We start from the raw sequence: 13,955 nt of genomic DNA on the forward strand, positions 1-13,955 counted from the left end.
AGGGTGGGTATCTGTCCGCGAACGACGCGGACTACTTCTTCTTCGACGAGAGGGCGTCGGCGCCGCCGACGATCTCGGAGATCTGCTGCGTGATCTCCGCCTGACGCGCGTTGTTCGCGAGTCGGGTGAAGTCACGGATCAGCGAGTCCGCGTTGTCGCTGGCCGCCTTCATCGCCTTCTGACGGGCGGCGTGCTCGGAAGCAGCCGACTGCAGCATGGCGTTGAAGATGCGGCTCTCGATGTAGACCGGGAGCAGCGAGTCGAGCACCGCATCGGCGTCCGGCTCGAACTCGTAGAGCGGCAGGGGCTCGTTGCCCTCGGGCTCCTCGACCCCTTCGACGACCTCGAGGGGCAGCAGGCGAACGACCTGCGGCTCCTGCGTCGCCATGCTGAGGAACCGGTTGAACACGATGTGGATCTCGTCCACGCCGCCCTCTGCGGTGTCCTGGAGGAACTTCGCCACGACGGCGTCGCCGATCTCCTTGGCCGTCGAGAACTCGGGCTGGTCGGTGTTGCCGACCCACTGCTGCTCGGACGCGCGCTCACGGAACGCGAAGTACCCGACGGACTTGCGGCCGACCAGGTAGTAGACGACGTCCTTGCCCTCGCTGCGGAGCAGGGAGGCGAGCTCCTCGCCCTGCTTGAGGACGTTCGTGCTGAACGCGCCGTTCAGGCCGCGGTCCGAGGTGAAGAGCACCACGGCCGCACGGGTCGAGGACTCCGGCTCGGTGGTCAGCACGTGGTCGACGTTCGAGAACGTCGCCACGGCCGACACCGCACGCGTCACGGCTCGCGAGTACGGGCCGGACGCAGCCATGCGGGCCTGCGCCTTCTGGATCCGCGACGCCGAGATCAGTTCCATCGCGCGAGTGACCTTCTTCGTGGTCTTCGCGGACTTGATTCGCTGTCGGTAGACCCGGACCTGCGCTGCCATCTAGCGACGACCCTTGACGATCTGCTCCTGGTCGACGTCCTCGGCGTCTGCCGCGTCGAACTGCTCGGAGCCGAGGGTCTTGCCGTCGCTCGTCTGGAAGCTCTTCGAGAACTCGTCGATCTGCTTCGACATCTCGGCGACGGTCTCGTCGCTGAGCTGGTTCGTCTCGCGCAGGGTCGTGAGGACCTCGGAGTTGCGACGCAGGTGGTCGAGCAGTTCGGACTCGAAGCGCAGCACGTCCGGCACCGGGACGGTGTCGAGCTTGCCGTTGGTGCCGGCCCAGATCGAGACGACCTGCTCCTCGACCGGGTACGGCGAGTACTGCGGCTGCTTGAGGAGCTCGGTCAGGCGGGCACCGCGGTCCAGCTGACGACGCGACGCCTGGTCGAGGTCGGACGCGAACATCGCGAACGCCTCGAGGGAGCGATACTGCGCCAGCTCGAGCTTCAGCGTGCCGGAGACCTTCTTGATCGACTTCACCTGGGCGTCACCACCGACGCGGGACACCGAGATGCCCACGTCGACGGCCGGACGCTGGTTCGCGTTGAAGAGGTCCGACTGCAGGAAGATCTGGCCGTCGGTGATGGAGATGACGTTGGTCGGGATGTACGCCGAGACGTCGTTCGCCTTGGTCTCGATGATCGGGAGACCCGTCATCGAACCGGCGCCGAGCTCGTCGGACAGCTTCGCACAACGCTCCAGCAGACGGGAGTGCAGGTAGAAGACGTCACCCGGGTACGCCTCGCGCCCCGGCGGACGGCGCAGGAGGAGCGACACGGCACGGTAGGCCTCGGCCTGCTTCGACAGGTCGTCGAAGATGATGAGGACGTGCTTGCCGGAGTACATCCAGTGCTGGCCGATGGCCGAGCCGGTGTACGGGGCGAGGTACTTGAAGCCGGCCGGGTCGGACGCGGGGGCGGCGACGATGGTGGTGTACTCCATCGCGCCGGCGTCCTCGAGCGCACCCTTGACGGAGGCGATCGTGGAACCCTTCTGACCGATGGCGACGTAGATGCAGCGGACCTGCTTGTCCTCGTCGCCGGACTCCCAGTTGGCCTTCTGGTTGATGATCGTGTCGATCGCGATGGCCGTCTTGCCGGTCTGGCGGTCGCCGATGATCAGCTGGCGCTGACCACGGCCGACGGGGATCATCGCGTCGATGGCCTTGATGCCGGTCTGCAGCGGCTGGTGGACCGACTTGCGGGCCATGACGCCGGGAGCCTGGAGCTCGAGGGCGCGACGGCCCTCTGCAGCGATCTCGCCGAGACCGTCGATCGGGGCGCCGAGCGGGTCGACGACGCGACCGAGGAAGGCGTCGCCGACGGGGGCGGAGAGGACCTCACCCGTGCGGGTGACCTCCATGCCTTCTTCGATGCCGGCGAACTCGCCGAGCACGATGGCGCCGATCGAGTCTTCATCGAGGTTCTGCGCGAGGCCGAGCGTGCCGTCCGCGAAGCGGATGAGCTCGTTGGCCATGACGCCGGGGAGGCCCTCGACGTGCGCGATGCCGTCGCCGGCGTCGGTGACGTGCCCGACCTCGGCCGTGGAGGCCTTCGTCGGCTCGTAGTTCGAGACGAAGTCCTTCAGGGCATCACGGATCTCATCGGGGCTGATGGTGATGTCTGCCATGGGATTTTCCTTGTGGTTTTCCGGGGCCCTTCGGCTCCGAGAGGGTGACGCTGCCGGACTCGGCAGTTCCCGTTGTGGACTTGGGAGGAGCGGCTTCGACCGTACGCCTAGCCGGCGAGCTGGAGCCGGAGCTCCGAGAGCCGCGTGGACACGGTGCCGTCGATGACGTCGCCGCCGATCTGCACCCGGACCCCGCCGACGACCGTGGGGTCGACGACCTGGTTGATGCTGATGTCCTTGCCGTAGCGCTCGGCCAGCCCGCGTGCAACGCGTGCCGACTGGGCGGTCGTGAGTGCCGTGGCGGTGACCACGGTCGCGACGAGCTTGCCGTCCTGCTCGGCTACGATGCGCGAGGCATCGCGGACGAGTTCACCGATGCGGCGGCCGCGAGGCTGCTGCACGAGCGCGGAGACGATCGTCACGGTCTGCTGCGACGCCTTGGGGCCGAGGAGCCGCTCGACGAGCGCGCCCTTCTGCGCCGGGCTGCCGAGCTTCGTGCCGAGTGCCAGCTCGAGGCCGGCGTCCGAACGGACAGCGGTCTCGAAGGCGAACAGCTCGGACTCGATCGGCGAGTCGGTACCCGCGGTGGCGGCGACGGCGCGGATGCCCGCGTCCTCGATGCCGGCGAGCAGGTCCTGGTGCGAGGACCAGCGCGAGCCGGCCACCGCGGTCAGGACCGCACGAGTCGCGTGCGACTGACCGGCGAAGACGCGGTCGATGAGGACCTTCTTGCCGGCCGGGTCGGCCGTCGGGTCGGACAGCAGCCCGAGCAGCTGCGGCGCACCGGCGATCGCGCGCCCGGAGGCGAGGATCTCGGCACCCACGGCCAGGTCGGCGCTCGAACCGAGGTCCGAGAGCACCGCCCTGGTGGACGCGAGTGCTTCTCTGGTAGCGCTGCGCATGCTCAGTGCTCCCCCGTCTTCGTGGCCTGCGAGGCCTCGAGGTCGGCGAGGAAGCGGTCGACGACTGCCGACGACTTGGCGTCGTCCTTGAGCGATTCGCCGATCACACCGGACGCGAGGTCGAGGGCAAGGGTGCCCACCTCGGACCGGAGGGACTGGACGGCGCTCTGACGCTCGGCTTCGATCTGCGCCTGGGCGTTGGCAGTGATGCGTGCTGCATCGGCCGCTGCCTGCTCGCGGACCTCGTTGCCGATCGCCGTGGCGTCGGCGCGGGCCTGCTCACGGATGCGGGACGCCTCGGAGCGGGCGTCGGCGAGCTGCTTGTTGTACTCGTCGAGCGCAGCAGCGGCCTGCTCCTGAGCAGCCTCTGCCTTCTTGATGCCACCCTCGATGGCCTCAGTGCGCTCATCGAGCATCTTCGTGATGCGCGGCGTGACGACACGCCACATCACCAGGAAGATGATGACGAAGGCCACCGCGGACCACACGATGTCGTACACCGGCGGAATGAGGGGGTTGTGCGTCTCCTCCGCCGCGATGATGAGTGCGTTGTGCATCGAGGAACCTTAGTTGGTGAAGATGAAGTACGTGGCGATGCCGATGAAGGCCAGGGCCTCGGTGAAGGCGATACCGATGTACATGAGGGTCGTCAGGCGGCCCTGGAGCTCGGGCTGGCGGGCGACGGACTCGATCGTCTTGCCGACGACGATGCCGACACCGATGGCCGGGCCGATCGCAGCGAGGCCGTAGCCAACCGTCGCGATGTTGCCGTTGATCTCCGCGAGAACGGTCGTTGCGTCCACGTGTTTTCCTTTCGAGGTGCGGGTCCGACGGTTGCCGGTCCCGTAGGGGGTCAGTGAGGAATCAGTGCTCGTCAGCCAGCGCCAGCTGGATGTAGACGGCGGTGAGGAGCATGAAGACGTAGGCCTGCAGCAGCGCGACGAGGATCTCGAAGAAGCTGAACGCGATGCCGAACGCGAGGGTCCCGACGCCGAAGGCCTTGAAGCCGAGCGAAGCGTCGAAGAAGAAGAACTGCGTGGCCGAGAAGAACAGGACGAGCAGCAAGTGCCCGACGACCATGTTCATCAGGAGTCGCAGCGTCAGCGTGACCGGACGGAGCACGAACGTCGAGACGAGCTCGATCGGCGTCACGATGATGTAGAGGAACCACGGCACCCCGGGCGGGAAGAGCGAGTTCCGGAGGAACGTGCCCGGGTGCTTGCGGAGGCCGGCGTAGATGAACGCGACGTAGGCGACGATCGCGAGGATCATCGGCATCGCGATGCGACTGGTGCCGGCGAGGTTCATGCCCGGGATCAGACCGGTCAGGTTCATGAACAGCACGCCGAAGAAGATCGTCGCCAGGAGCGGCAGGAATCGCTTGCCGTCCTTCTCTCCGAGGTTGTCGAAGGTGTTGCGACGAACGACGTCGAACGCGTACTCGATGAACGCCTGACCGCGGTTCGGGACGAGCTTCAGCGCGCGGGTTCCCACGAAGGCGAACACCAGGAGCACGGCGACGGCGAAGAAGCGGATGAGGACGACCCGATCGATCTCGAACGGCGTCCCTGCGAAGAAGATCGCATCCGGGAAGAACTCGTTGATCGACGGACCATGGAACTCGGCGGCCTTGCTGCTCCCCGCCGCAACGGTGTCAACCGCAGCAGAGAGGGACAGGGGAAGAGCGTGGGATAGCAGCGCTGTCTCCTGTGTCGGCGCGCGCACATCATGGCACGCGATGGTGGACGTTGTGGAGGCTTGCCCGCTCCGAGCGAAAGGCTCCGGTGGCGGACTCCGAGAAGCCTATCAGGTGCGAGAGGCTTCCCGGCTTCTCAGTTGCGAGGGGTCGGGTTCTCAGCGTCCGCGGAGCCACCGGACCCGTCACCGGGCAGCTGCACGCCGATCGGGATGCGGGCCTTCGCCACCGCGACGACGTCGATGACCAGGGACCCGACGACCCCCGCGATGATCACGATCGCGAGCACCGGGAAGTCCACCCAGGTGCGGTCCTTCAGTGCCACGAGCAGCACGATGAACACGATGAACTTGAGCAGCCAGGTGCCCATCACGATGCCGAAGAAGGCACCCGAGATCATCTGCCCCTTGGACACGCGCAGCGCGACGAGGACACTGACCGCGGTGAGGCCGAGGAACACCACGCTGAGCACGGCTCCGAGCAGGCCGCCGACGAGCCCGGGAGTGTCGGCGACGAGCAGTCCCACGACTCCCCCGACGATCGCGAGGGCGACCGCGAGCACGGCGCCCCACGTGATGATGCGGCGGAACACCGGCCGGACGTGGTCGAGCGCGTTCGGTGCGGTCACGTGATGTCTCCTGGGATCGTGCGGTCGTTGGCGGCCCGGTCGAGCGGGTCGAGGCTGGCGTCCACCACGGCGGCGGAGCGGTTGGCGGTCTGGGCGGCGATCTCGGTGCGCTTCCGGCCGAGCGGCGCGAACGTGGCGACGGCGCACACGGTGAAGCCGACCGCGACGAAGGCGACCACCCAGTACCAGTCCACGAACAGGAACAGCAGGCACCCGACCGCGACGGTGGCGGTCCACGCGTAGAAGATCAGGACGGCGTGGAAGTGCGAGTGCCCCATGTCGAGCAGACGGTGGTGCAGGTGCTTGCGGTCGGCCGAGAACGGTGACTTGCCGGCGCTGAGCCGACGGGTGACCGCCAGGCCGAAGTCCAGGATCGGCACGATCAGGATCGCGAAGGGCAGCAGGATCGGGATGAACGCCGGCAGCAGCGCCTGGCGTGTCTGCACCGCTGCGGGATCGATGTTGCCCGTGACCGACACGGCGCTGGTGGCCATCAGGAAGCCGACGAGCAGCGCTCCGGCGTCGCCCATGAACAGCTTCGCCGGGTGCCAGTTCAGGATGAGGAACCCGAAGCAGGAGCCGACGAGCACCGCGGTCAGCAGTGACGGCAGGTTGAAGAAGAACTCGGTCTGCACGACCACGCGGTTGATGAAGAACGTGTAGAGGAAGAACACCCCGCCGGCGATGATCGCGACCCCGGCGACCAGGCCGTCGAGTCCGTCGATGAAGTTCACCGCGTTCATCACGAGCACCACCGCCAGCACCGTGAAGATCAGGCTCATGTACGACGAGCCCACGCCCAGGGTGTTGCCGATCGGCAGCGACACGATCGCGACGCCCTGCCAGGCGAGGATGCCCGCGGCGATGATCTGCCCGGCGAGCTTCGTCATCCAGTCGAGGTCCCAGATGTCGTCCGCGACGCCCAGCACCACGATGATCGTCGCGCCCCCGAGCACCGCCAGCACGCGGCCCGGTTCGGAGAACACCAGCCGGAAGTAGTCGGTCCCCGCGATCGACGGGAACAGGAACCACGCCGCCAACAGCGACACGATGACGCCGATGTACATCGCGATCCCGCCGAGGCGCGGAGTCGGCGTGCGGTGCACGTCTCGCTCGCGCACCTGGGGATACCACTTGTACTTCAGACCGAGCTTCCACACCAGCACGCTGACCAGGAAGCTCACGACCGCGGCGATCGCCCCCGCCAGCAGGTAGTACTTCATCCGACGAGGTCGGCTCCGACGACCCGGATGATCTCGTCGTCGGAGATCACCCCGTGCCGGACGATGCGGAGTTTCCCGCCGTCCGACAGCCCCGTCGCGTCGACGATCGTCGACCCGGTGGAGGCTTCGAAGCCCTCGTGCTCCCCGATCGCGCCGCCGTCCAGGTACACGGCGACGCTGTCGCCGAGCATCCGCTCAGCGGCGTCGACGTCCATCGCGGCCGGGTCGCCGGTCGAGTTCGCGGACGAGACCGCGAGCGGACCGACCTCTTGCAGGAGCTCGAGCGCGATCCGCGAGTCCGGCATCCGCAGGGCGACCGTGCCCCGCGTCTCGCCGAGGTCCCAGTCGAGCGACGGCTGCGCGCGCAGGATCACGGTGAGGCCGCCGGGCCAGAACTCGGCGACGAGGTCGCGCACCTGCTGCGGCACGTCGCTCGCGAGCGCGTCGAGCGTCGGCGGGCCGGGGATCAACACCGGCGGCGGCGACTGCCGCGTCCGGCCCTTCGCGTCGAGCAGCCGCTGGACGGCGGCCGCGTTGAAGGCGTCCGCGGCGAGGCCGTAGACGGTGTCGGTGGGGACGACGACGAGGTCTCCGCGCCCGAGGGCGGCACGTGCGAGCCGCATCCCGGTCAGGAGCCCGTCGGAGTCGGTGCAGTCGTATCGGGATGCCATGACTCGACGATGATAGTGCGACACAATGGAGGACATCGTGAACGAGACCCCTGCGCCCCACCTCCTGTTTCTCTTCGACATGGACGACGTCCTCGTCCGGTACGACTGGCAGGTGCGGATGGCCGCACTCTCCGAGTTCACCGGACACGAGTTCGAGGAGCTCCGACGCCGCTGGTGGGACTGCGGCCACGAGATGCGTGCCGAGGCCGGTGGCTTCGCCGACGGCGACGAGTACCTCGCCGCGTTCGAGCGGGCGATGGAGTGCGACGTCCCCGAGGCCGAGTGGGCGCGCATCCGCGGGTCCGCGATGACCGAGCTGCCGGAGCGCATCGAGGCCGTCCGGATCGCGAGCGAGCACGGGCGTGTCGGCCTGCTCACCAACAACGGGCCGCTCGCGGGTCGGTGGATCCACCAGTGGGCACCGTCACTGCCGGGGCTGTTCGGCGAGCACCTGGACACGTCGAGCAACTTCGGCGCCCGCAAGCCCGAGCCCGAGGTCTTCCTCCGCGCGCTCGAGCACCACGGCGTTCCCGCCGAACGCACGTTCTTCGCCGACGACATGCCGGAGAACATCGCGGGTGCCCGGAGCGTCGGCATCCACGCGGTCCTGGTCGAGCGCGACACCGACCTGCGCGAGCACGTCCGCGCCTTCGTCGCGCAGCAGCGCGAGGCCTCCCCCGTCGCCTGATCCTTCCCATCACGTTCGCGATGGCAACAAGCAACGGGCGTACCTGGTCGTTCTGAACGGCCAGGTACGCCCGTTTCCGCTCGGTACGGCAACGCACGGCACGGCAGACAGCCCAGCACGGCAGACAGCTCGGCACGGCATACCCACCGGGAGGCCCGGGGTGCGTCCGCCTACCGGGTCGCGGTGGTCGTGCGGTCGCGACCCGTCAGGTCGACGTGCGTCTCCGGGGTCCGGAACCCCCGTCGCGCCAGGACCTCGCGGACGCCGGCGCCCTGCGGCTCGGCGTGCTCGATGACGAGCACCCCGCCGGGCACGAGCAACCGCCACGCCGTCTCGGCCAGGGCGCGCACGGCGTCGAGGCCGTCCGGCCCGCCGTACAGCGCCATCGCGGGGTCGTGGTCGCGGACCTCGGGGTCGATCGGGATCGCGTCGTCCGGCACGTACGGCGGGTTCGACACGACGACCGAGACGGTGCCGTCGAGTTCGGGCAGTGCGTCGGCGAGGTCGCCCTCGACGAGTCGCACCGTGCCGCCGTGGGCGTCGGTGTTCCGGCGGGTCCAGGGCAGGGCCTCGGGCGACCGTTCGACGGCGTACACGACGGCGTTCGGCACCTCGGTGTCCATCGCGATGGCGATCGCCCCGCTGCCGGAGCCGAGGTCGACCGCGATCGGCGCCGGCACCGCGACCGCCCGGAGCGCGTCGATGCCGAACTGCACGACGCCCTCGGTCTCGGGACGGGGCACGAACACGCCGGGTCCGACCGCCAGGGTCAGCGCTCGGAAGTACGCCTGCCCGGTGATGTGCTGGAGCGGCTCGCGGGTGCTCCGACGCGCGATCGCGTGCCGGAAGCGCTCGACGTGCTCCGGGGCGATCGCTCCCCCGGTCATCGCGCGGGCCTGCACGGCGCCGCGCGAGGTGTCGGTCGCCCACGCGAGCAACAGCTCCGCGTCGACCTGGGGCGTCGGGACGCCGGACGCGACGAGCGCCGCGGCCGCCTGCTCGAGCAGGCGATCCGCGGCGAACGTGAGGGGCGTGTCGGCGGTGATCCGGGCCTCCAGGCTGGGTGAGCGGTTACGCGTCCTGGTCGCCGATGGCGGCCAGACGTGCCTCTTCGTCCGCCTGGATGGCGGACTGGACGACGGGCTCGAGCGCACCGTTCATGACGCGGTCCAGGTCGTACGCCTTGTAGCCGGTGCGGTGGTCCGCGATCCGGTTCTCCGGGAAGTTGTACGTCCGGATGCGCTCCGAACGGTCCATCCCGCGGATCTGCGACTTGCGCGCGTCCGAGGCGATCGCGTCGAGCTCCTCCTGCTGCCGCGCGAGGATGCGTGCACGGAGGACGCGCATGCCGGCCTCACGGTTCTGCAGCTGCGACTTCTCGTTCTGCATCGCCACCGTGATGCCCGTGGGCAGGTGGGTGATGCGGACCGCGGAGTCCGTCGTGTTGACGGACTGCCCGCCGGGACCGGAGGACCGGTACACGTCGATCTTCAGGTCGTTCTGGTTGATCGCGACCTCTTCGGGCTCGTCGACCTCGGGGAACACCAGCACGCCGGTCGTCGAGGTGTGGATGCGCCCCTGCGACTCGGTCTGCGGCACGCGCTGCACACGGTGCACGCCGCCCTCGTACTTCAGGTGCGCCCAGACGCCCTGCGACGGGTCGGTCGTGTTCGACTTGATCGCGACCTGGACGTCCTTGTAGCCACCCAGGTCGGACTCGGTGCGCTCGAGGAGCTCGACCTTCCAGCCCTTGGTCTCGGCGTAGTGCGAGTACATGCGCAGGAGGTCGGCCGCGAACAGCGCCGATTCCTCGCCGCCCTCGCCGCCCTTGATCTCCATGATCACGTCGCGCCCGTCGTCGGGGTCGCGCGGGATGAGCAGCCGGCGGAGACGCTCCTGGCGCTCCGCCAACTGCTCCTCGAGCTCGGGGACCTCGTCCGCGAACGCCGAGTCCTCACGCGCGAGCTCCTGGGCGGCGGCGAGGTCGTCCCCCGCCGCCTGCCAGGACTCGTACGCGGACTTGATCTGGTTGAGCTCGGCGTAGCGCCGGTTCACCTTCTTCGCCCGGGCCGCATCGGCGTGGAGCGCGGGGTCCGACAGCTGCTGCGTCAGGTCCTCGTGTTCCGCCAGCAGCCCTGCCACCGACTCGAACACGCGTTACTCCTGGTGACCGTTGTGGTGAGCGCCGCCGGTCGTCGGGACCGACTTCTGCACCTGCACCAGGAACTCGACGTTCGACTGCGTCTCCTTGAGGTTCCGCAGCACGATCTCGAGGGCCTGCTGCGGGTCGAGCCCGGCGAGGGCTCGGCGCAGACGCCAGGTGATCTTGACCTCGTCAGCGGAGAGCAGCTGCTCCTCGCGACGGGTACCGGAGGCGTTGACGTCGACGGCCGGGAAGATCCGCTTGTCCGCCAGGTGACGGTTCAGGCGGAGCTCCATGTTGCCGGTGCCCTTGAACTCCTCGAAGATGACCTCGTCCATCTTGGAACCGGTCTCGACGAGCGCGGTGGCGAGGATGGTCAGCGAGCCGCCGTCCTCGATGTTGCGCGCCGCACCGAAGAAGCGCTTCGGCGGGTAGAGCGCCGCCGAGTCGACGCCACCGGAGAGCACGCGGCCCGACGCCGGGGTCGACAGGTTGTAGGCACGACCCAGACGGGTGATCGAGTCGAGCAGGAGCACGACGTCGTGGCCCAGCTCCACCAGGCGCTTCGCACGCTCGATGGCGAGCTCGGCGACCGTGGTGTGGTCCTCGGCCGGACGGTCGAAGGTCGAGGCGATGACCTCACCCTTCACCGTGCGCTGCATGTCGGTGACCTCTTCGGGCCGCTCGTCGACGAGGACGACCATGAGGTGCGCCTCGGGGTTGTTCTTCGCGACGGCGTTGGCGATGGCCTGCAGCACGACGGTCTTGCCGGCCTTGGGCGGCGAGACGATGAGGCCGCGCTGGCCCTTGCCGATCGGCGACACGAGGTCGATGATGCGGGTGCTGAGCTTGCCCGGCTCCGTCTCGAGGCGCAGGCGCTCGTTCGGGTACAGCGGGGTGAGGTCCGAGAAGTCGACACGGGCCGCTGCTTCTTCGGCGGTCTGGCCGTTGACCGAGTCGACGGTCACGAGCGCGTTGTACTTCTGACGGCTCTGCTGCTCGTTGTCACGGGGCTGCTTGATCGAACCGACGACGGCGTCGCCCTTGCGCAGGTGGTACTTCTTCACCTGGCCGAGGGAGACGTAGACGTCGTTCGGTCCGGGCAGGTACCCGGTGGTGCGGACGAACGCGTAGTTGTCGAGGACGTCGAGGATGCCCGCGATCGGGATCAGGACGTCGTCCTCGGTGACCTCGGGCTCGAAGTCGTCGTTCTGGCCGCCACGGCCGCGCTTGCGGTCACGCTGGCGACGGCTGCGGCCGCCCTCGGTGTCGTCGGCGTTCTGCTGGGCCTGCTGGCCCTGCTTCTGCTGACCGTTCTGCTTCTGCTGGTTGGCCGCCTGCTGCTTCTGCTCGGCGCGGTCGTCCTGCTTCTGGTCGCGCTGCTTGGCGTCGCCCTGCTTCGCGTCGGCCTGCTTGGCGTCGGCCTGCTTCTGCTGGTCGCCGCCGTTCTGCTTCTGCTGGCCGCCCTGCTGGTGCTGCTGGCCGTCCTGCTGCTCGCCGTTCTGCTCGCCGTTCTCGGCGTTCTGCCCACGGCCACGACCGCGACCACGGCTGCGACGGCCGCGACGCGAACCGCCCTCGCCGTTCTGGTCGTTCTGGTCGTGCTGCTCGCCGGAGTCGGCGGCACCGGACTGGTCCTGCGACTCGCCGTCGGTGCTCTGCTGCTCGGTCCGCGCCTGCTGGTCGCTGCGGGCCTGCTGGTCGGTCTGGGCAGGTGCCGAGGTCGGCGTCTGCTGGTCGGCCGACTCGTTCGGCTGCTGGGCCTGCTGGTCGGCGCCGCGCTGGCCGCGGCCGCGACGCTGCCCACCGGTCTGCGTCTGGGCGGCTTCCTGGGCGTCCTTCTCGGCACGCACCTGGTCGAGGCCCGCGAGCAGGTCCTCGGTGCCGGTGTGGCCGGCGTTGGTGTGCTCGGCGGCCGAGGTCGGGCCGGCGTTCACGGTGCCACCGGAGGACGCACGGCGCGAACGGCGGGCACGCGACGGCGCGGCCGGCTCGGACTCGACGGCGGGTGCCTCGGGTTCGGCGACCGGAGCGGTCGGTGCCTCGGCGGCGGGCTCCGGCAGCGTCGGCTGCTCGGTCACCGGCGCCGCGGCGGGGATCGTCGCGGGCGCTGCCGCGGCGGGGACGTCGTCCGTGACGGGGCGCTTGTCCTCGATGGAGGCGATGAGGTCGCCCTTGCGGAGCTTCGAGAGCCCGGTGATGCCGAGCGAGGAGGCGATGCGCTGGAGTTCCGGCAGGCGGAGGGCGCGCAGGTCGCTGGGGATCTCCACCGGGGTGGAGTTGTTGTCGGTCAAGGTCGGTGTTTCCTTTCGAACCGCAGAACGCGGAGAGTTTCCACCGTCCCGGATGCACGGGTATGCATCGACCGCCGTTCAGACGACGGACCGGGATTCGGTGATCAGAAAGAGATGCACACCCGCGCGCCGGACCCTGCGACGTCGCAGGCGCTGTCCTTGAGGACGGGCATACCGTGCGGTTACGCGGGTTCGGCTTCGAGCGCCGAGTGCGCCACCACTGTAGCACCACCGAGATCGACGGCCAGCATGAGCGCGCGCCAGTCGGATTCCCCGTGTCGGGCGACGAGATCCGCGGCCGTGAGCCGTTGTGCCGGGTCGCTGCCGAGCACGAGCAGGCTCGGTCCCGCCCCCGACACGACGGCCGCGAGGCCGTGCTGCCGGAGCAGTCCGATCAGTGCGTCGGTCTCCGGCATCGCGCTCGCCCGGTACGCCTGGTGCAGGCGGTCCTCGGTCGCGGCGAGCAGGAGCTCGGGGCTCTGGATGAGCGCGGCGACGAGCAGCGCGGAACGGGAGACGTTGAAGGCGGCGTCGGCGTGCGGGACGTTCTCGGGCTGCAGGGATCGGGCGAGCTTCGTCGACAGCGTGGACGTCGGCACGAACACGACCGGTGCGACGCCGCGGTGCACCAGGAGGCGCTTGTACGCGGGTCCCTCGGCCGTCATCCACGCGATGGTGAGCCCACCGAAGAGTGCGGGGGCGACGTTGTCCGGGTGCCCCTCCATCTCGGTGGCCAGGCTGAGCAGGGTCGAGGCGTCCAGGTCGACGATGCCCTCGAGCAGCCCGCGGGCCGCCATCAGGCCGGCGACGATCGCGGCCGCCGAGGAACCGAGCCCGCGGCCGTGCGGGATCGCGTTCGTGGCGTGCAGCTCGAGGCCGGGCTGGTCGACGCCGGCGTGCTCGAGGCCGCGGCGGACGGCGCGCACGACCAGGTTCGTGTCGTCGGTGGCGACCTCGCCGGCACCGACGCCCTGCACCGTGACGGTGGCGCCGGCTTCCGGTCGGACCCGGACGACGACCTCGTCGTACAGCGAGAGCGCGAGACCGAGCGAGTCGAACCCCGGCCCGAGGTTGGCGGACGTCGCCGGCACGCGGACGCGCACGGCCCGTCCGGCGGGCAACACGTGGGCCGCCCGCCCGGCGGGCA

General features: G+C 69.4%; 14 protein-coding genes. 1 reads left to right on the forward strand and 13 read right to left on the reverse strand.

Going from position 1 to position 13,955, the window contains the following annotated elements:
• Positions 1–31: 31 nt before the first annotated feature.
• The 9 genes from ITJ69_RS08935 to ITJ69_RS08975 all read right to left on the reverse strand — a co-directional run bounded on the left by ITJ69_RS08935 (position 32) and on the right by ITJ69_RS08975 (position 7,683).
• Positions 32–934, reverse strand: coding sequence for a F0F1 ATP synthase subunit gamma (locus ITJ69_RS08935; RefSeq protein ID WP_123339744.1), 903 nt, complete (start codon positions 932–934; stop codon positions 32–34).
• Positions 935–2,563: a F0F1 ATP synthase subunit alpha gene (gene atpA / locus ITJ69_RS08940; RefSeq protein ID WP_123294282.1), complete on the reverse strand. Its 1,629-nt coding sequence runs from the start codon at positions 2,561–2,563 to the stop codon at positions 935–937.
• Positions 2,564–2,670: 107 nt separating this feature from the next.
• Complete coding sequence (locus tag ITJ69_RS08945) at positions 2,671–3,465, reverse strand: F0F1 ATP synthase subunit delta (protein WP_123937769.1); 795 nt, start codon at positions 3,463–3,465, stop codon at positions 2,671–2,673.
• Between the two features lie 2 nt (positions 3,466–3,467).
• Entirely contained in the window at positions 3,468–4,022 is a 555-nt protein-coding gene (locus tag ITJ69_RS08950) for a F0F1 ATP synthase subunit B (RefSeq protein WP_123294280.1), read from the reverse strand.
• Between the two features lie 9 nt (positions 4,023–4,031).
• Entirely contained in the window at positions 4,032–4,268 is a 237-nt protein-coding gene (atpE, locus tag ITJ69_RS08955; protein ID WP_027465781.1) for an ATP synthase F0 subunit C, read from the reverse strand.
• A gap of 61 nt (positions 4,269–4,329) precedes the next feature.
• Complete coding sequence (gene atpB / locus ITJ69_RS08960; RefSeq protein ID WP_333925860.1) at positions 4,330–5,190, reverse strand: F0F1 ATP synthase subunit A; 861 nt, start codon at positions 5,188–5,190, stop codon at positions 4,330–4,332.
• Positions 5,191–5,297: 107 nt separating this feature from the next.
• The gene (locus ITJ69_RS08965) at positions 5,298–5,789 is read right to left on the reverse strand and encodes a hypothetical protein (protein WP_123294279.1); all 492 of its coding nucleotides are present in this window, start codon (positions 5,787–5,789) and stop codon (positions 5,298–5,300) included.
• Complete coding sequence (locus tag ITJ69_RS08970) at positions 5,786–7,012, reverse strand: MraY family glycosyltransferase (RefSeq protein WP_111083866.1); 1,227 nt, start codon at positions 7,010–7,012, stop codon at positions 5,786–5,788. Before ITJ69_RS08970 ends, ITJ69_RS08965 begins: the two co-directional genes overlap by 4 nt.
• Positions 7,009–7,683 (reverse strand): L-threonylcarbamoyladenylate synthase, encoded by a 675-nt coding sequence (locus tag ITJ69_RS08975; protein WP_123294277.1) that lies wholly within the window; start codon positions 7,681–7,683, stop codon positions 7,009–7,011. Before ITJ69_RS08975 ends, ITJ69_RS08970 begins: the two co-directional genes overlap by 4 nt.
• Positions 7,684–7,720: 37 nt before the next feature.
• Here ITJ69_RS08975 and ITJ69_RS20940 point away from each other — a divergent pair, with 37 nt between their 5' ends.
• Complete coding sequence (locus ITJ69_RS20940; RefSeq protein ID WP_194672570.1) at positions 7,721–8,371, forward strand: HAD family hydrolase; 651 nt, start codon at positions 7,721–7,723, stop codon at positions 8,369–8,371.
• Between the two features lie 170 nt (positions 8,372–8,541).
• Here the strand turns inward: ITJ69_RS20940 and prmC are convergent, their stop codons facing one another.
• The 4 genes from prmC to thrB all read right to left on the reverse strand — a co-directional run bounded on the left by prmC (position 8,542) and on the right by thrB (position 13,932).
• The gene (gene prmC / locus ITJ69_RS08985) at positions 8,542–9,417 is read right to left on the reverse strand and encodes a peptide chain release factor N(5)-glutamine methyltransferase (protein ID WP_416354930.1); all 876 of its coding nucleotides are present in this window, start codon (positions 9,415–9,417) and stop codon (positions 8,542–8,544) included.
• A 25-nt stretch (positions 9,418–9,442) separates the two neighbouring features.
• Positions 9,443–10,525, reverse strand: coding sequence for a peptide chain release factor 1 (gene prfA, locus ITJ69_RS08990; RefSeq protein WP_123294274.1), 1,083 nt, complete (start codon positions 10,523–10,525; stop codon positions 9,443–9,445).
• Between the two features lie 3 nt (positions 10,526–10,528).
• Positions 10,529–12,808, reverse strand: coding sequence for a transcription termination factor Rho (gene rho / locus ITJ69_RS08995; protein WP_194672571.1), 2,280 nt, complete (start codon positions 12,806–12,808; stop codon positions 10,529–10,531).
• Between the two features lie 182 nt (positions 12,809–12,990).
• Complete coding sequence (gene thrB / locus ITJ69_RS09000) at positions 12,991–13,932, reverse strand: homoserine kinase (RefSeq protein ID WP_123294435.1); 942 nt, start codon at positions 13,930–13,932, stop codon at positions 12,991–12,993.
• Between the last annotated feature and the right edge of the window lie 23 nt (positions 13,933–13,955).

This window comes from Curtobacterium sp. VKM Ac-2887 (assembly GCF_015350935.1).
GTDB lineage: Bacteria > Actinomycetota > Actinomycetes > Actinomycetales > Microbacteriaceae > Curtobacterium.

Coding starts and splice junctions, on each gene's coding strand:
- ITJ69_RS08975 (WP_123294277.1), bottom strand. CDS start 7,683: ATGGCATCCCGATACGACTGCACCGACTCCGACGGGCTCCTGACCGGG.
- ITJ69_RS08945 (WP_123937769.1), bottom strand. CDS start 3,465: ATGCGCAGCGCTACCAGAGAAGCACTCGCGTCCACCAGGGCGGTGCTC.
- atpA (WP_123294282.1), bottom strand. CDS start 2,563: ATGGCAGACATCACCATCAGCCCCGATGAGATCCGTGATGCCCTGAAG.
- ITJ69_RS08950 (WP_123294280.1), bottom strand. CDS start 4,022: ATGCACAACGCACTCATCATCGCGGCGGAGGAGACGCACAACCCCCTC.
- ITJ69_RS08970 (WP_111083866.1), bottom strand. CDS start 7,012: ATGAAGTACTACCTGCTGGCGGGGGCGATCGCCGCGGTCGTGAGCTTC.
- ITJ69_RS08935 (WP_123339744.1), bottom strand. CDS start 934: ATGGCAGCGCAGGTCCGGGTCTACCGACAGCGAATCAAGTCCGCGAAG.